This is a genomic window from Streptomyces tibetensis (assembly GCF_040647715.1).
Taxonomy (GTDB): domain Bacteria; phylum Actinomycetota; class Actinomycetes; order Streptomycetales; family Streptomycetaceae; genus Streptomyces; species Streptomyces tibetensis_A.
In genome coordinates, this window is the sequence record NZ_JBEZCR010000005.1 from 298,615 (window position 1) to 316,047 (window position 17,433).

The 17,433-nt window shown below is 68.2% G+C and carries 13 protein-coding genes; 1 reads left to right on the top strand and 12 read right to left on the bottom strand.

The window, feature by feature from the left end; genetic code table 11:
• Positions 1-15 precede the first annotated feature (15 nt).
• From AB0B29_RS15815 to AB0B29_RS15825, 3 genes are all read right to left on the bottom strand, one after another.
• Positions 16-1,788: a glycosyltransferase gene (locus tag AB0B29_RS15815; protein WP_362239337.1), complete on the bottom strand. Its 1,773-nt coding sequence runs from the start codon at positions 1,786-1,788 to the stop codon at positions 16-18.
• Positions 1,785-3,056 carry a nucleotide sugar dehydrogenase gene (locus AB0B29_RS15820; protein WP_362239340.1) on the bottom strand — a complete coding sequence of 424 codons (1,272 nt, stop codon included), beginning with the start codon at positions 3,054-3,056 and terminating at the stop codon, positions 1,785-1,787. The genes AB0B29_RS15815 and AB0B29_RS15820 overlap by 4 nt, the downstream gene beginning before the upstream one ends.
• Positions 3,057-3,286: 230 nt before the next feature.
• Complete coding sequence (locus tag AB0B29_RS15825) at positions 3,287-4,306, bottom strand: hypothetical protein (protein WP_362239343.1); 1,020 nt, start codon at positions 4,304-4,306, stop codon at positions 3,287-3,289.
• Between the two features lie 83 nt (positions 4,307-4,389).
• Between AB0B29_RS15825 and AB0B29_RS15830 the strand changes: the two genes are divergently transcribed.
• Positions 4,390-4,761, top strand: a complete 372-nt coding sequence (locus tag AB0B29_RS15830; protein WP_362239346.1) for an NTP pyrophosphohydrolase — start codon at positions 4,390-4,392, stop codon at positions 4,759-4,761.
• 121 nt (positions 4,762-4,882) lie between these two features.
• Here AB0B29_RS15830 and AB0B29_RS15835 read toward each other — a convergent pair whose 3' ends face one another.
• The 9 genes from AB0B29_RS15835 to ngcE all read right to left on the bottom strand — a co-directional run bounded on the left by AB0B29_RS15835 (position 4,883) and on the right by ngcE (position 17,143).
• Positions 4,883-6,397, bottom strand: a complete 1,515-nt coding sequence (locus tag AB0B29_RS15835) for an amino acid permease (protein ID WP_362239349.1) — start codon at positions 6,395-6,397, stop codon at positions 4,883-4,885.
• Between the two features lie 214 nt (positions 6,398-6,611).
• Positions 6,612-8,534, bottom strand: coding sequence for a 1-deoxy-D-xylulose-5-phosphate synthase (gene dxs, locus AB0B29_RS15840; protein ID WP_362239352.1), 1,923 nt, complete (start codon positions 8,532-8,534; stop codon positions 6,612-6,614).
• Between the two features lie 182 nt (positions 8,535-8,716).
• Positions 8,717-10,009: a sugar ABC transporter permease gene (locus AB0B29_RS15845; RefSeq protein ID WP_362239354.1), complete on the bottom strand. Its 1,293-nt coding sequence runs from the start codon at positions 10,007-10,009 to the stop codon at positions 8,717-8,719.
• On the bottom strand, positions 10,006-10,797 hold the full coding sequence (locus AB0B29_RS15850) for an ATP-binding cassette domain-containing protein (protein WP_010033972.1): 792 nt from the start codon (positions 10,795-10,797) through the stop codon (positions 10,006-10,008). Before AB0B29_RS15850 ends, AB0B29_RS15845 begins: the two co-directional genes overlap by 4 nt.
• Before the next feature lie 189 nt (positions 10,798-10,986).
• Positions 10,987-12,087: an ABC transporter substrate-binding protein gene (locus AB0B29_RS15855; protein ID WP_362239976.1), complete on the bottom strand. Its 1,101-nt coding sequence runs from the start codon at positions 12,085-12,087 to the stop codon at positions 10,987-10,989.
• Between the two features lie 133 nt (positions 12,088-12,220).
• Positions 12,221-13,432, bottom strand: a complete 1,212-nt coding sequence (locus tag AB0B29_RS15860; RefSeq protein ID WP_362239979.1) for an ROK family transcriptional regulator — start codon at positions 13,430-13,432, stop codon at positions 12,221-12,223.
• Between the two features lie 358 nt (positions 13,433-13,790).
• On the bottom strand, positions 13,791-14,714 hold the full coding sequence (locus AB0B29_RS15865; protein WP_362239357.1) for a carbohydrate ABC transporter permease: 924 nt from the start codon (positions 14,712-14,714) through the stop codon (positions 13,791-13,793).
• Positions 14,715-14,717: 3 nt separating this feature from the next.
• Positions 14,718-15,644 carry a carbohydrate ABC transporter permease gene (locus tag AB0B29_RS15870; RefSeq protein WP_362239360.1) on the bottom strand — a complete coding sequence of 309 codons (927 nt, stop codon included), beginning with the start codon at positions 15,642-15,644 and terminating at the stop codon, positions 14,718-14,720.
• 44 nt (positions 15,645-15,688) lie between these two features.
• The gene (ngcE, locus tag AB0B29_RS15875; RefSeq protein ID WP_362239362.1) at positions 15,689-17,143 is read right to left on the bottom strand and encodes an N-acetylglucosamine/diacetylchitobiose ABC transporter substrate-binding protein; all 1,455 of its coding nucleotides are present in this window, start codon (positions 17,141-17,143) and stop codon (positions 15,689-15,691) included.
• Positions 17,144-17,433: the final 290 nt, after the last annotated feature.

Genomic DNA, 17,433 nt, shown 5'->3' on the forward strand with positions numbered 1-17,433 from the left:
TTCGCTCCTGCGGCGTTACCAGCCGCCCTGCCCGTAGCCCTGACCCTGGCCTTGTCCCTGGCCCTGGCCCTGCGGCCACGACGGGTCCTGGTGCGGATAGCCGCCCTGCTGCGGGACGTGGCCGCCCTGGCCCGGGTACTGCTGCTGGTACGGGTCGGGATGGCCCTCGTACCCGCCCTGCCACTGCTGCTGCCCGGCCGGTGCCCCCCAGCTGACACGCTGCTGCGGGACGGCCGCGTGCTGCTCCTCGTCGTACCCGGGGATCGGCTGCGGCTGGGAGGGGATGCCGCCCGTCGGGCGGGGGCGGGTGCGCAGCGCCACGCCCTCCAGACGCATCAGCTGGAGCGTCTCGGTGACCTTCTTGTCGGAGTACGGGTCCTCTTCCTCGAAGATCTCCGTCACGTCGTGCTCGTGGTCCCCGGCCACGGACACCTCGACGCCGCCCTGGCGCGTGCCCCAACTGCCCTTGTGGAGGGTGAACAGGGCGTAGAAGCGCAGCGGGGTCAGCAGCGTCAGCTGGATCACGCCGTAGATGGGCGCGAGCAGGAACATGCCGAACCGCTTGACGAAGCCCATGCCGCGCCGCGGGAAGTCGAGGTAGCGCACATTGCGCAGGTAGCCCATCAGCACCATGAAGACGAGGTAGTCGCCGATGTGGTTGACGAACTGGGCGGGCTTCATGATGGGCAGGATGACCATCGAGTAGAACATCGCCGAGCCGAAGACCAGCCACAGGGCGAGTTCCATGCAGGTCAGCCAGAAGGCCGGGCGGTACTTCTTCTGGTGCCGGAACGCCCACAGCGACTCGCGGAAGAAGGACTTGTTCCAGCGCACCTGCTGGCGCAGGAAGTGCGGCAGCTTCTCGGGAACCGCGGTGTAGCCGACGGCGGTCTCCTGGAAGACGACCTGGCCTTCCATCAGGCAGTAGTTGGTCATGCGGCGGTCGTCACCGAAGACGGCCGGCTTGCCCAGGAACTGCTGGTTGAGGAAGTCCGGCAGGTACTTGCGCACCAGCGTGCCGCGGTACGCGGAGAGCGCGCCGCAGCAGCACAGCACCGACTTCAGTCGCGAGTAGGCGGCCCGTTCGAACAGGAACGAGTTGCCGTAGCGCAGGTCCTGGAGGCGGGTGAAGATGTTGCTGTCGTGGTTGAGCGCCAGCACCATGCCGGTGGAGGCCATGATCTTCTCGTCGGCCAGCGGCAGCAGCAGCTCGCGCACGGTGTCCCGGGACAGCACGGTGTCCGAGTCGACGCACAGGAAGATGTCGGAGTAGGGCGCCGCCTCGAAGCCCAGCGCCAGCGCCTCGCGCTTGCCCTTGTTCTCGGGCTGGACGCTGACGGTGTACTTGACGCCCTTCGCCTCGAACTCGCGGCGCATCTTCTTCGCGGCCCTGATGCCGGAGTCGTTGGCGCTGGCGTCGTCGATGATGTGGATCTCGTTCGGCAGGCGGCTCTGCGCGAGGAGGCTGCGCATGCCCTGCTCGAACATCACCGGGTCCTCGTTGTAGATCGGGATGACCGCGGTGACCCAGGCGTTCTCCAGGTACTCCAGCTCCTCCCGGCCTGCCTTGGCGGGACGGTAGAAGAGGGCGCCGAACATCTTCAGGGCGAGCAGGCCCATGGCACCCATGGAGTACAGGTGCAGGGAGCCGGCGTCGAGCCGGGTGGCGATCAGTGCGGCCAGGCCCAGGAAGACGAAGTACGAGACCTTCAGGTGCCGCCGCTTGCGGTGGGCCCGACGGCCACCGGAGTCGACGGCTCCCGGTATGTACGTATCGTCGGCAGTCACAGCTTGACCACCCGCGGGTGGTCGGCGGATTTGCCCCGGGTGTCGAAGAGCGCCCGGGCGCGGTCGGCCAGCTCGTCGAGGTCTATCTCGCGGTGCGGCTGGAGCAGGATCGTCAGGTCGGCGGCCTCGGCGGCGGCGAGGTAGTCCTCGGCCCGCTCGACGGGCGCACCGGCGACGTGCCAGTGCTCGACCCGCGGGTCGAAGTAGACGAGCTCGGCACCCCGCGCGAGGAGGTTCTCCGCGACGGCCAGGGCCGGGCTCTCCCGCTGGTCGGAGATGTCCGGCTTGTAGGTCACGCCGAGCAGCAGGACCCGGGAGCCGCGCACGGCCTTGCCCTGGTCGTTGAGCAGATCGGCGGCGCGGTTCACCACGTGCACGGGCATCCGCTGGTTGATCTCCTGCGCCAGCTCCACGAACCGGAACGGGATGCCCAGCGAACGCACCTTGTACGACAGGTAGTTGGGGTCGATCGGAATGCAGTGCCCGCCGACTCCCGGACCCGGGTAGAACGGCGCGAACCCGAACGGCTTGGTGGAAGCGCACCGGATGGCGTCCCACAGATCGACGCCGATCTCCCGGCAGAACATCGACATCTCGTTGACGAGCGCGATGTTGACGTGCCGGTACGTGTTCTCCAGCAGCTTGGCCATCTCGGCCTCGCGGGTGCCCTTGGCCTCGACGACCCGGTTCACGAACCGCTCGTAGAGGGCGCGGGCGGCCTTGGTGCAGTCGGCCGTGATGCCGCCGACGACCTTGGGCGTGTTCTCCAGGCCGAAGGAGGCGTTGCCCGGGTCGATGCGCTCCGGGGAGAAGGCGAGGTGGAAGTCGACGCCGACTGTGAGCCCCCCGGCCTCCAGACGCGGCCGGACGACCTCGTCGGTCGTACCCGGGTACGTCGTGGACTCCAGCACCACGAGCGTGCCGGGCGTGAGGTGCGCGGCGATGTCGTCGACGGCGGCGTGCACCGCGCCGAGGTCCGGAGCGCCGTGCTCGGTGAGCGGCGTGGGAACGCACACCACGACAGCGGCGGCGCCGGCGATCACGTCGGCCCGGTCGACGGCCTCGAAGCCCTGCTCCAGCATGGCGCGCACTTCGGCGTCGGAGATGTCGTCGACGTGCGAACGGCCGCCGTTCAGCCCCTCGACCACCCGACGGCTGCGGTCGAGACCGACCACCTTCAGGCCCGCGGCTGCGGCGGACCGTGCCAACGGCAGCCCCACGTAACCGAGTCCGACAACGACAAGATCCACCGTGGAGGATCTGCTCACGACATCATTCCCAACCCCGTTGCCACGGCGTCAGCCAGACGCAGCAGCAACCGGCCCCCCGAGCAAATCGAACAAGTCCGAGGAGGTTAACAACACCTTCACTTTTTGACCATGTTCTCCCAAGGTGCGCCTTGTCACGCACACATCTGTACAACCGTTGACACACTTCAGGTGTCTCGTGCGACAAGAGCCTCAAAGGGAAGGGGCTGCTTCCACTTCTTGCAAGCGGTTCACAGCTCCCGCCAGGCCTCCAGCGCCAGCCCCGGCTCGTCCTTGCGGCGGGTGAGCAGCACGGTCCCCGCCGAGGGCGACAGGGAGGCCGCGACGACCTCCTCGTGCTCGTCGAGCGCCACCGACACGACGGCGTCGGCGGGCAGCCGGGGGCCGGACTCGGTCCACCAGGCACCGGCCGACTCCTGCTCGGTCGGATAGGCGGCGAAGGCGACCCGGCCGCTCGCCGACCGCTGGGCGAGCACGGTGCAGTCGTGCCCTTCTATGACGCACCGGACGGCTGAGACCGGCCCCGGCCCGGCAGACGCCAGCAGCGTCACCGGCTTCTCACCGGGACGCCAGGCGCACAGCTCGCCGGAGTCGTCGGTGAAGAAGAGGGTGGTGTGCTCGGCGGACGTGGCGAGCGCGCGCAGGGTGCCAGGACGCACGGGAGCCTCGACGCCCTCGGTCCGCACGGGCTTCTTGCCGTCCGACTCCTGCCGCCAGTGCAGGATCCCGCCGGGCACGGAGGCGTACAGCTCGACCAGCCCCGACTCACCGGTGACGGCGGCCAACTCCCCCTCGACGTCATGCCCTTCGAGGTCCAGCCAGCCTCCCCAGCCGCCCTTCACCTTCTGGTTGCGCAGGCTGACTCCGCCGTTCCCGTTACGGACGAAGACGTAACCGCGCCCCACCCCGTCCACGGTCACCGCGGGCGGCCCCGTGCGGTCGCCCTTCTTGTCCGGGTGGCCGATGGGAGTCCAGTCCAGGGGCGCGAGGTGGGGACGGAAGTGCGTGGAGTGCACGAGCCCGGACTCGCCCGGGGCGGTGGGCCGCCAGGCCGCCAGATGTGCGTAGCCGTCGGCGCCCTGCCCGACCGCCGCCTCCGGGTGCAGCTTCTGGGCACCGCCGACGGTTCGGGGTTCGTCCTCCCAGGGGCCGCCAGGGCCGAGCTCCGCCCGGCACAGGACGGCGTCGCCGGAGGGCAGATACACGGTGAGGCGGCCGTCGCGGCCGCGGATGAGCCAGTCGCCGTTCACCGGTTCACTTTATGCGGCCGACCGGCCCCGGCGCGCGCCCGCCCGCCCCCGCCCCGGGCCATCTGCCGTGCGACCCTGGCCACATGAACGCCAACGTGTCTGTCCTGGTCGTCGTCGACGCCGCGAACGTCGTCGGTTCGGTGCCGGACGGTTGGTGGCGGGACCGCCGGGGTGCGGCGGAACGGCTGCGGGACCGCTTGGCGTCGGAAGGGGTCCCGGCCGTCGCCGGCCCGGTGGAGATCGTCCTGGTGGTGGAGGGCGCGGCGCGCGGGGTGGAGTCCGTGCCCGGGGTACGGGTGTCGTCCGCCCCGGGCAGCGGGGACGACCACATCGTCGAGGTCGTGGCCTCGGCCGGTGAGCGTCCCGTCCTGGTGGTCACAGCGGACCGGGAGCTGCGGAGGAGGGTCGGGGAGCTGGGGGCGGAGGTGGCGGGGCCGCGTTCGGTTCGTCCGTAGGGTGCCGGGCGGGGTGCTTCCACAGCTGGCGTAGCGAAGTACCCGGCGTGGGTGCTGGGGCCGGGTGGGTCCGAAGCAGTTACAGGCCGCCGCAGGCCTACGCCCACTCAGCCGCAGCCGCTTACGGCGTGCCACCGCCCACGCTCGGCTGCTCCTCCCCCGCCTCGCGGCGGGCGAGGCGGCTGTGGGTGCGGCCGTACAGGAAGTAGACGAGGAACCCGACGGCCATCCAGATGGCGAAGCGGACCCACGTCTCGGCGGGCAGGTTGATCATCAGCCACAGCGACGCGCACACCGACAGGATCGGAAGGACCGGCACCCACGGGGTGCGGAACGCCCGGGGCAAGTCGGGCCGGGTCCTGCGGAGGATGATCACACCGATCGCGACGACCACGAACGCGAACAGCGTGCCGATGTTCACCAGCGCGGCCAGCTCCGTCAGCGGCGTGAACCCGGCGACGACCGCGATGATCACGCCGAGCAGGATGGTCGGCCGGTGCGGCGTCTTGAACCGCGGGTGGACGTGCGAGAAGAACCGCGGCAGCAGCCCGTCACGGCTCATCGCGAAGAACACGCGCGTCTGCCCGAGCAGCAGGATCATGCACACGGTCGTCAGGCCGACCGCGGCGCCGAAGCTGATGAAGCCCGCGAACCACGGATGCCCGGTGGCCTTGAAGGCTTCGGCGAGCGGCGCGTCCACGTCCAGTTTGGTGTAGTTCTGCATGCCGGTGACGACGATCGACACGAGGACGTACAGAGTTGTGCAGATCACGAGGGAGCCGAGGATGCCGCGCGGCATGTCGCGCTGCGGGTTCTTCGTCTCCTCGGCCGCCGTGGCCACGACGTCGAATCCGATGAAGGCGAAGAACACGACCGAGGCGGCGGTGAAGATGCCCATCACGCCGAAGTTGGACGGCGCCCAGCCGAACATCAGCTGGATGAGTGGAGAGTCCAGACTGGACCCGGCCTCCACCGGCTTCTCCTTCGGGATGAACGGGTCGTAGTTCTTCCCCTCGATGAGGAACGCGCCGGCCACGATCACGACGAGGACGACCGTCACCTTGATGGCGACGACGACCGACGTGATCCTCGCGGACAGCTTCATGCCGATCACGAGGATGGCGGTGAGGACGAGGACGAGCGCGGCGGCGAGGATGTCGAAGCCGAAGACGTCGGCGCCCTCCCGGCTGCCCAGGGCCGCGGGCATCGTCCAGCCCGCGTTCTCCAGGAGCGACTGGATGTAGCCGGACCAGCCGACGGCCACCACCGCAGTGCCCAGCGCGAACTCCAGGACCAGGTCCCAGCCGATGATCCAGGCGGGAAGTTCCCCGATCGAGGCGTAAGAGAACGTGTAGGCGGACCCGGCGACCGGGACGGTGGACGCGAACTCGGCGTAACAGAGCGCGGCCAGGGCGCAGGCGACTCCTGCCGCGACGAACGCCAGGGCCGTCGCGGGCCCGGCGTTGTCCTTGGCGACGGTGCCGGTGAGTACGAAGATGCCGGTACCGATGATCACGCCGACGCCGAAGACGGTCAGATCCAGCGCGGACAAGGACTTCTTGAGCGCGTGCTCCGGCTCCTCGGTGTCGCTGATGGACTGTTCGACCTTCTTCGTCCTGAAGAGGGTACTGCTCACGGGTACCTCCCACGCTTGTCGTCCTCGACATGATCGAGAGGTGGCACCATCCGTATGCCCCGGCACGGGCCGATTCACGCCAATGGGCCGGTTTCGCCACCCTCACGGTGGGAAAACCGGCCCATCTCGAACCTGTTAGGCCGTGCCGACCAGGTCAGCCGACTCGACGTCCTGGTCGACTCGGCTCCTCGGCCGACTCGGCGTCTCGGCAGCGTCAGTCGCGCGCAACGTCCACGGCGTCCGCCGCGCTGCGCTCGAAGCGCCCGTCCAGCTTGGCGACCAGCCCCGTCACCTGCCGGGCGATGTCCGGCGCGGTGAGCCCGATCTCGGCGAGGACCTCGGCCCGCGTGGCGTGGTCGAGGAAGCGCGGCGGGATGCCGAAGTCGCGCAGCGGCACGTCGACCCCCGCGTCACGCAGGGCCTGCGCGATCGCCGAGCCGACCCCGCCGACGCGGCTGTTGTCCTCGACGGTCACGACCACCCGGTGCTGCTCGGCGAGCGGGGCCATGGCCTCGTCGACGGGCTTGACCCAGCGCGGGTCGACGACGGTCGTGGAGATGCCCTGCTTGTCGAGCAGGCCGGCGATCTCCAGGCACATCGGCGCGAGGGCGCCGACGGAGACCAGCAGCACGTCCGGCCGCTCGGTGCCGGGCTCCCGCAGGACGTCCATGCCGCCGACGCGCCGCACGGCGGGCACGGCGGGTCCGACGGCGCCCTTCGAGAAGCGGACCACGGTCGGCGCGTCGTCGACGGCGACGGCCTCGCGCAGCTGGGCGCGCACCTGGTCGGCGTCACGCGGGGCGGCCAGCCGCAGTCCCGGCACGACCTGCAGGATCGACATGTCCCACATGCCGTTGTGGGAGGCGCCGTCGGTACCGGTGACCCCGGCCCGGTCGAGCACGAAGGTGACGCCGCACTTGTGCAGGGCCACGTCCATCAGCACCTGGTCGAAGGCGCGGTTGAGGAAGGTGGCGTAGACGGCGAACACCGGGTGCACGCCGCCCGTGGCCAGGCCGGCCGCGGAGACGGCGCCGTGCTGCTCGGCGATGCCGACGTCGTAGACCCGCTTGGGGAAGCGCTTGGCGAACTTGTCCAGGCCCACCGGCTGGAGCATCGCGGCCGTGATGGCGACGATGTCCTCGCGCTCCTCGCCGAGCTTGACCATCTCCTCGCCGAAGACCGACGTCCAGTCGGCGCCTGAGCTGGCGATCGGCAGGCCCGTGTCGGGGTGGATCTTGCCGACGGCGTGGAAGCGGTCCGCCTCGTCCTGGAGGGCGGGCTGGTAGCCGCGGCCCTTCTCGGTGAGGCAGTGCACGATGACCGGCCCGCCGAACCGCTTGGCCTTGGCGAGTGCGGACTCCAGGGCCTCCAGGTCGTGCCCGTCGATCGGACCGACGTACTTCAGGCCGAGGTCCTCGAACATGCCCTGCGGGGCGATGAAGTCCTTCAGCCCCTTCTTGGCGCCGTGCAGGGTGTCGTAGAGCGCCTGCCCGACGACGGGCGTGCGCTCCAGGACCTCCTTGGTGCGGGCCAGGAAGCGCTCGTAGCCGTCGGTGGTCCGCAGGGTCGCCAGGTGGTTGGCGAGACCGCCGATGGTCGGCGCGTAGGAGCGCTCGTTGTCGTTGACGACGATGACGAGCGGGCGGTCCTTGGCGTCGGCGATGTTGTTCAGCGCCTCCCAGGCCATGCCGCCGGTCAGTGCGCCGTCACCGATCACGGCCACGACGTGGTCGTCGCGCTCCATGATCTGGTTGGCCTTGGCGATGCCGTCGGCCCAGCCGAGGACGGTCGAGGCGTGCGAGTTCTCGATGACGTCGTGCTCGGACTCGGCCTGCGAGGGGTAGCCGGACAGGCCGCCCTTCATCTTCAGCTTCGAGAAGTCCTGGCGGCCGGTGAGCAGCTTGTGGACGTAGGACTGGTGGCCGGTGTCCCAGAGCACCTTGTCCTTGGGCGAGTCGAAGACCCGGTGCAGGGCGATGGTGAGCTCCACCACGCCGAGGTTGGGGCCGAGGTGACCGCCGGTCTTGGAGACCGCTTCGACGAGGAAGCTCCGGATCTCCTCCGCCAGCTGGTTCAGCTCCTCCGGGTTGAGCCGGTCCAGATCGCGCGGTCCCCTGATACGGGTCAGCAGCGGCACCCGTGCCTCCTTGCAGTAGAGCTGTTGCCGGGCTCGTCGAGTCTAATGTTCCGCCTGTGCGGGCGGCGCCGAGGCCGTGCGTCGTACGTCACGCGTTCGGCTCTACCCATGGTGCGCCACCTCTACGACACAGCTGTGCCCGGTACCTGTGGGGTACCGGGCACAGGAGGTGTCACTCAACGCTATGCGCGCCCTGCGGTCTTCTGGGTCTTACGGGTGACGGCGTCGATGACGACGGTGGCCAACAGCACACCACCGGTGATCATGTACTGCACCGGGGAGGCGATGCCCTCCAGGGCGAGGCCGTACTGGATGGACACGATCACCAGGACACCGAGCAGCGCGTTCCAGGTGCGTCCACGGCCACCGAACAGCGACGTGCCGCCGATGACCGCCGCGGCGATCGCGTTCATCAGCAGGTCACCGCCACCGGCGCCCTGGTTGGCCGCGGCGATCTTGGACGCGATGAACAGGCCGCCGACCGCGGCGAAGGTGCCGGAGATGGCGAACACCGAGATCCGGACCATCTCCACGTTGATACCGGCACGGCGGGACGCCTCGACGCTGCCGCCGAGCGCGAACACCTTCCGGCCGTACGGCGTGCGGCGCAGCACGAAGTCCGTGACCAGCAGCACCACCATGAAGATCACCACGGCGAGCGGCAGGCCCTTGTACTGGTTGAAGACGACGGCGACGGCGAACGCCAGGACCGCCAGCAGCACCGTCCGCACGATGGTCTCGCTGAGCGGCCTCGACGGCACGCCCGCGGCCTCGCGGCGCCGGTTCTCGAGGAAGGAGCTGAGGAAGAACCCGGCGGTCACCACCGCGGCCAGCGTGTACGCGGCGGCCACGTCGGAGAAGTAGTAGCTGGTCAGCTGGGCCACGACCCCGTCCGGGTCGAGGTTGATGGTGCCGTTGTCGCCGAGGATCTGGAGCATGAGGCCGTTCCAGAACAGCAGACCGGCCAGGGTGACGGCGAAGGCCGGGACGCCGACCTTCGCGAAGAAGAAGCCGTGCAGTACACCGGCGACGGTGCCGGTGACGATGGCCAGCACGAAGGCGAGCCACTCGTTCATGCCGTTGGTGACGTTCAGCACCGCGAAGGTCGCGCCCGCCACACCGGACACCGAGCCGACCGACAGGTCGATCTCGCCGAGCAGCAGCACGAAGACGATGCCGACGGCGATCATGCCGGTGCCGACCATGGCGACGGACATGTCGGACAGGTTGCCTGCGGTGAGGAAGTTGGAGTTCAGGCTCGTGAAGATGAGCCAGATGATCGCCAGGCCGATGACGACCGGGATGGAGCCCAGGTCACCGGACTTCATCTTCCGCTTGTACTCGGTGACGTAGCCCTTGAGGCCCTGCTCGCGCACCAGCAGCCGGGGGTCGACGACCGTGACGGCGGCCTTGGCCGCCTCGGGGTTCTCCACGGCGTGCTCGTCCGGAGCCGCGGAGGTCTTGTCGATGCTCACTTGGAAACCTCCCCGTTCGTGCGCGCCGCACGGCGGGTCACGGCGTTGTCGGTGGCGCCGGTGATGGCGGAGATGATCTCTTCCTGCGAGGTCGACTTGACCTCGAAGACGCCGTTGTTGCGGCCGAGGCGCAGCACGGCGACCTTGTCCGCGACGGCCTTCACATCGGCCATGTTGTGGCTGATGAGGATCACGGCGTGGCCGCGCTCGCGCAGCCGCTCGACCAGGTCGAGGACCTGAGCGGTCTGCTCGACGCCGAGGGCGGCGGTGGGTTCGTCGAGGATGACCAGCTTGGGCTCGCCCAGCATGGAACGGGCGATGGCCACGGTCTGGCGCTGACCGCCGGAGAGCGAGGCGATCGGGATGCGCACGCTGGGGATGCGGATCGACAGCGTGTCGAGCAGCTCGCGGGAGCGGCGCTCCATCTCCACCTCGTCCAGGACGCCGCGCTTGCGGATCTCCCGGCCCAGGTAGAGGTTGCCGACGACGTCGATGTTGTCGCAGAGCGCGAGGTCCTGGTAGACGGTCGCGATGCCCAGGTTCTGGGCGTCGTGCGGCTTGTTGATCTGGACGGACCTGCCGTCCCATTCGATGACGCCCTCATCGATGGGGTGCACGCCGGCGATCGTCTTGACCAGCGTGGACTTTCCGGCTCCGTTGTCGCCGACCAGGGCGACCACCTCACCGGCGTGGACCTCAAGCTCTACGTCGGTGAGCGCCTGAACGGCACCGAACCGCTTGGAGACCCCGCGCAACGCCAGCACGGGCGTAGCGGACACGTGAACCATCTCCTTCGCCGCCTGACCCGGCGGGAGGTTGTGCAGAAGTGTGGGAGGAGTGATCACTCCGGCGCCCCGCATAGCTTGCGGGGCTGATGTGGCGGAGCGCCGGAGGAACTCGGGGGCGAACCGGTCCCCGCATGGAGTCACGGGAGTCCGGCTGGGACTCCCGTGCTCGGTGGGGACGTGGCGGTTGCTCTACTTGAGACCGATCTTGTCGCAGGCGGCCTTGTACTTGCCCGCGCAGATCTCGTTCACGGTGTAGATGCCGTCCTTGATGACGGTGTCCTTGATGTTGTCCTTCGTCAGCGAGACGACCGGGACGAGGACGGACGGGACGGCCTTGGTGGTCGGGCTGTCGACCTTGTCCTTGGCGATCGAGTCGAGCGACTTGCCCTGGGCGAGGGCGACGGCCATCTCGGCCGCGACGTCCGCCTCCTGCGGGTAGGGCTTGTAGACGCTCATGTACTGCTCACCGGTGACGATGCGCTGCACACCCGCGAGTTCGGCGTCCTGGCCGGTGACGGGGATGTCGGCGATGCCGGCCGCCTTCAGGGCCGTGATGATGCCGCCCGCCATGCCGTCGTTGGCGGAGTAGACGCCGACGATCTTGTCCTTGCCGAGGGCGGAGATGGCGCCCTCCATGTTGGAGTTGGCGTTCTCCGGCTTCCACTCCTTGGTGTCGTACTCGCGGCCGATCTTCACCTTGCCGTCGAGCACGGAGTGCGCGCCCTGCTTGAACTGGGCGGCGTTCGGGTCGGTGGAGGACCCGTTCATCATGACGATCTGGCCGTCCTTGGCCTTGCCGCCGAGGGCCTTCAGCAGGGCCTCGCCCTGGGTCTTGCCGACGGTGACGTTGTCGAACGAGGTGTAGGCGTCGATCGGGCCCTCGGCCAGGCGGTCGTAGGCGACGACGGGGATGCCGGCGTCCTTGGCCTTCTTCACCGAGCCGGCGATGGCCTTGGAGTCCACGGCGTCCACGATCAGCACGTCGACCTTGTTGGACACCATCGCGTCGACCTGCTGGTTCTGCTTGGCGGCGTCCTGGTTGGCGTTGGCGTAGACGACCTCGCCCTTGTTGTCGGTGAGCTCCTTGACCTTCTTGTCGATGAGCGGCCGGTCGAACTTCTCGTAACGGGCGGTCGCGTTCTCCGGAAGGAGCAGGCCGACCTTGATGTCGTCGCCCTTCTTGGCGGACCCGGAGGAGTCGGCCTTGTCGCCCGACTCCTTGGCGCTGCCACAGGCAGCAAGCGAAACGGCCATCGCACCGGCGGCAATAGCAACAGCGGCGCGACGCATACGCGTGTTCACTTCAGAAACCTCCCTGACGAGGCCGCGACATTGCGGCCGAGGTGGCTGGAAGTCAACTCGGCCACACGTGCGACGTCAAGAAGTAAATCCTTAACGAGATGGCAACGGTGCCATCCGTTCTCTAAGTGAAGGCAGGGGTGGCCGCCTTCAGTGCGCCGGGGGCGGTTCCGTCCAGAAGGGTCGAATCGCCCATCTCGCTGAGGGCGAGGGCGAGCGCTCCGAGCACCTCCGCACGGCCGCCGAGGGCACCGGGGAGAACGGACAACTGGCGTGCCGCACTGGGGATCGCGTAGCGGCCGACGGACTCCCGGATCGGCCCGAGCACCAGCTCACCGGCCTCGGCGAGATCACCGCCGAGGACCACCCGGCTCGGGTTCAGCAGGTTGCAGAGATTGGCCACTCCACTGCCGATGTGGCGGCCGACGTCGGCGATCACCCGACGGCAGCCCGGGTCTCCGTCCCGTGCGAGCCGTACGACGCCCTCCATGGTCAGGTCGGTGCCGTGACTGGACTGGAGGAGCGGGAGCACGTAGCGCGCGGCCGCGAAGGTCTCCAGGCAGCCGCGGTTTCCGCAACGGCAGACCGGGCCGGATTCATCGAGTGTAATATGTCCGATTTCTCCTGCGGTGCCGCCGGGGCCGCGGTAGATCCTGCCGTTGATCACCAGGCCGGCGCCGACGCCGCTGGCGACCTTGATGTAGGCCAGGTCGCGGACGCCTCGGCCGCTGCCCCAGACCATCTCGCCGAGGGCGCCGAGGTTGGCGTCGTTGTCCACGTGCACGGGGACGCCGAGGCGGCCGCCCAGCTCCTCGGCGGGCTTGGTTCCGGTCCAGCCGGGGAGGATGGCGGTCGAGCCGAGGGTGCCGGACTCCACGTCGATGGGGCCCGGGACGCCCAGGCCGACACCGGCGATCTTGGAGCGGTCGACGCCGGTGGCTTCGATGAGGCGGGTGACCAGTTGTTCCGCGCGGTCGAAGCCCTGGGTGGACGAGGCGTCGACGTCCAGGGGCTCGGATTCCTCGGCCAGGACCTGGTGGGCGAGGTTGCCGATGGCGACGCGGAGGTGGGTGTGGCCGAAGTCGACGCCGATGACGATGCCGGCGTCGCCGCTCAGCGAGACGCTGCGGGCCCTGCGGCCGCCGGCGGAGGTCGGGGTGACCTCGACGGTGCCGCCGTCCTTCAGCTCCCGGACGATGTTGGAGACCGTTGCCGCGGACAGACCTGTCGTCCGTGCGATCTCGGCCTGGGTGAGGGAGCCCGCGAGACGTACGGCTCTGACGACCCGCTCGAGGTTGGCTCGGTGCAGCGATGACTGCGACCCCGGAGTCTCCACGACGACCTCCTGCGCGCGGGGCCGCAGCGATGAGGCCCCGTCTATGTCCAACTAGTGAACTCTAAGCTGAGCCGTTCGGGTCGCCTCCCGTCAAGAGGTTGAACTGATTCCGGTGTGTGCGCGGGCCGTCGCGGAGCGCTATGTGGGGGTACGCGCTTTCTGCTTACGGGGCTGCGCGGTCCGGATGGGGCTGCGCGGCTTTCGCCTAGCCCGGAGTTGGGGGGTGCGTGGCTTTCGCCTTGCGCCGGGTGGGGGTCGGGGCCCCTGCTCGAGCGAAGTCGAGAGCTTGGGGGGAGGCACCTCGCTCCGCCGAGCTGCGCAACGCCCCCTGGGAACGGCAGTCGCGAAGCCCCGGCTTCTACTTCAGCGCACCGGCGGTAAGCCCCTGCACCACCTGTCGCTGGAAGACGATGTACGCGGCCAGCACCGGCAGCATCGCCATCACCAGGCCCGCGAACAGGCCCGACCAGTCGCCCTTGTAGCCCTGGCTGACCGCCAGCTGGACCAGGCCCTGGGTGAGGACCCGCTTGTCGGGGTCCGTGTTGAGCACCGTCGGGAGCATGTACTGGTTCCACTGGCCCAGGAAGTTGAAGATGCCGACGCTGATCAGACCCGGCTTGGCCATGGGCAGCATGATCTGGAAGAACGTGCGGCTGTGGGAAGCGCCGTCCACGAAGGCCGCTTCGGCGATCGACGTCGGCAGGGTACGGAAGAACGCCGTGAGGAAGAACACCGTGAACGGCAGCGAGTAGGCGATGTAGACCAGGATCAGGCCGTGGATGGTGTTCAGCAGGCCCATGTTGTTCACGACGTAGAACAGCGGGACCAGCGCGAGCATGATCGGGAAGCTCATGCCGCCGATGAACAGGAAGTAGATGAAGCGGTTGCCCGGGAAGTCGAAGCGGGCCAGGACGTAGGCCGCCATGGAGCCCAGCACCAGCGTGCCGATGAGTGAACCGCCCACCACGAGGACCGTGTTGAGGAAATAGTCGCTCATGTTGGCCTGGGTCCACGCCCGCGACCAGTTGTCGAAGTGCAGGGAGTCCGGGAGCGACCAGGGCGAGCTGAAGATGGAGCGGTCGTCCTTGAAGGACGTCATGACCGCCCAGAGCAGCGGCATGACCACCATGAACGCCCAGATGACCAGGACGCCGTGGGAGAAGACGTTGAGGACCGTGCCCTCCTTCTTCTCCTTCGCGGGAGGGAGGGGCCGGACGTCCGTCTTGGTGATCGGGGCTCCGGACTCGGCCGGGAGCGGCGCGGGGGTTTCGGTCGTCTTCATCGGTCAGTACTCCAGCCGCTCGCGACGGCCCAGCCGCATCACCACGGCGGCGAAGGCCAGCGTGACGACGAGCAGGGCGACACCGATGGTGGTGGCGTAGGCGGCCTGCCCGTCACGGAACGCCTTCTGGTACACGTACAGGACCATGACGGTGGTCGAGTAGTCGGGACCGCCCGGCCCGGTCGTCATGATCTGCACGACCGCGAACGACTCGGCACCCAGGGCGAGGATGCCCATGTAGACCCAGCCGGACTGCACCGTGTCCCAGAGGAGGGGCAGGGTGATCCGGAAGAACGTGGTGACGCGGTTCGCGCCGTCCAGCAGGGCCGCCTCGTACATGTCCGACGGGATGGAGGCCATGCCGGCGGAGAAGAGGACCACGAAGAAGCCGACCGTGGACCAGACGAGGACCCCCATGACCGCCCAGAGGGCCAGATCGGGGTCGCCCAGCCAGAGGGGCTGGATGCCGTCCAGGCCGACACCGCGCAGGAGCGAGTTGATCGCGCCGCTGTCCGGGTTGTACGCGAACGCGAACAGCAGCGCGACGATGGCGATCGAGAGGACCTGCGGGAAGAAGTAGACGATTTTGTAGAAGGAGGAGCCTCGGACGCCGGTGACCACCGGGCCGTTCTTTCTCTTTCTGCCGCCCACGTTGATCATGAAGGCGAAGAACAGCGCGAGACCGATCGTCACCACCGGCAGCAGGAGGGCGAACAGCAAACTGTGCTGCAACGACTTCCAGAAGATCTCGTCGTCGAGCATGCGGCTGTAGTTGTCGAAACCGACCATCTTGAATTCGGGGCTCAGGCCGGTCCAGTCCGTGAACGAGTAGTAGATGGACTGGATGAACGGCCAGATCACGAAAAGCGCGTACAGGCCGAGGGGCAGCGCTAGGAAGCCCACGATGAACCGGTACTTGCCGTGCTGCATCGCCACTCCGGTGCCGTGTGCGGAATTGGGGTTTTCCGGTGCCGTTACTGGTGCTTGTAGTGCTTGATGGAGTCGTCCTTGGCGGTCTCGTCGGCGAAGCCCTGGATCTTCTTGATGGCCTCGGCGGGAGTGAGGCGGCCTGCCATCATCTCGCCCAGGCCGGAGACGCCGATCTTCTCCTTCTGCAACTGCACGTACCAGTCCTGCATACGGGGATTCACCACGTTCTCGCCGGCCTTGTCCAGGGCCGCGACACCCGATTTCAGGCCGGGGGTGAGGGCGATGCCGTCAGTGCCGCCGTTGTACGCGGTCAGCGACTTCACCTTGCCGGTGAAGTTCTTCGACGAGGCCTCGCTGAGCATGATGCGCAGCTGCTCCATGCCGCCGGCGGCGTTCTTCGCCTTGGCCGGGACGATGAAGGGCTCGCCGCCGGACGCCCAGATGGTGCCGAACGGCATCTTGTCGGAGGAGTCGAGGCCGGTGGGTGCGGAGACGGCCAGATCGAAGTCCTTCGGGATGACGTTCGCCGACTCGTTCTCCACCCAGGAGCCGTTCGGGATGAACAGTGCCTTGCCCTCGGCCCAGGCCGTCTGCGACTGGATGTGGTCCAGACCCGGGGTGCCCTTGAGGACGTAGCCCTTCTTGTAGAGCTCGTAGTACGCCTCGAAGCAGGCCTTGACGGCCGGGTGCTTCCAGGCGTTCGGCTCCAGGTTGTCGATCGCGTCGAGGACCTCGCGGCCGCCGACCTTGCCGATCATCGGGTAGAGCGAGAAGGGGATGTAGTACGGGTACTTGCCCGCATACGTCCAGCCCGCCATGCCCTTCTTCTTGGCCTTCGCGCAGACCGCGAGCATCTGGTCCCAGGTCTCGGGGTACTGCTCGTCGAGCGAGTCCAGGGCCTTCTGCGAGTACCAGACGCCGTACACCGTGTAGGCGTAGTACAGGATCCAGACCTTGTCGCCGTCGAACTGGCCCATCTCCACGATGCCGGGGCGCAGCGTGTCGCGGACCTTCTTGTCCGGGTCGTCGTAGGAGGGCGCGTCCAGCAGCGGGGTGAGGTCGGTGAGCTGGTTCTTGCCGACCAGGACGCCCATGTCCATCTGCTCGGCGCCGGAGTTGTCGATGAGGTCCGGCGGGGTGCCCTGGTTGAAGCGGGGCTGGAGGGTGGACTGGATCTTCTGGGTGGCGGAGAACTTCACCTTCACTTTGGGGAAGTTCTTCTCGTAGATCTTCACGGCGTCCTCGGCGTACTCCTTGCCGAAACCGCCGTCGAACAGGACGAATTCCATGCCGGCCGTGTCGTTGACGGCGAGCGGGTTCTTCGCGGTCTTCTTGCCGGCCTTGGCCTTGTCACCGCTGTCGTCGCCGCCGCTGCTCGCACAGGCGGACAGGAAGCTCATGGTGGGGACGGAGATCAGCCCGAGTGCGGCAGACCTCTTGATCAGATCACGGCGGCCGACACCCTCGGTGCCGTGGTTCTCGGCGGAAGTGGATCCCATGCTCAAGTCCTCGCCTTCTCCAGGACTCAGGCGGTGAACCGGATCCTCCCCGGCACCGCGATCGGGTCACGCTGGGTCGTGCAGGAAAGTGCGGGTGATGACGTGCGGATCGTGTGAAGCGCCCGACAGGTATAGTCCACTTCCCGCCGACGGATCAAGATCGAACACAAGGTTGGCCGTGGGTCTTATCCGAGTTGAGACCTCGCGGAAGTATGAGCGGCCTGTGGGTTCTCCGCCGGAAATATCCCGGTCGCCGCGCCCGAATGCCACAGGCAACACCCTTGACACTC

Coding starts and splice junctions, on each gene's coding strand:
- AB0B29_RS15830 (WP_362239346.1), top strand. CDS start 4,390: ATGAACGCCAACGTGTCTGTCCTGGTCGTCGTCGACGCCGCGAACGTC.
- AB0B29_RS15850 (WP_010033972.1), bottom strand. CDS start 10,797: ATGGTTCACGTGTCCGCTACGCCCGTGCTGGCGTTGCGCGGGGTCTCC.
- AB0B29_RS15855 (WP_362239976.1), bottom strand. CDS start 12,087: ATGCGTCGCGCCGCTGTTGCTATTGCCGCCGGTGCGATGGCCGTTTCG.
- AB0B29_RS15865 (WP_362239357.1), bottom strand. CDS start 14,714: ATGAAGACGACCGAAACCCCCGCGCCGCTCCCGGCCGAGTCCGGAGCC.
- AB0B29_RS15870 (WP_362239360.1), bottom strand. CDS start 15,644: ATGCAGCACGGCAAGTACCGGTTCATCGTGGGCTTCCTAGCGCTGCCC.
- ngcE (WP_362239362.1), bottom strand. CDS start 17,143: ATGGGATCCACTTCCGCCGAGAACCACGGCACCGAGGGTGTCGGCCGC.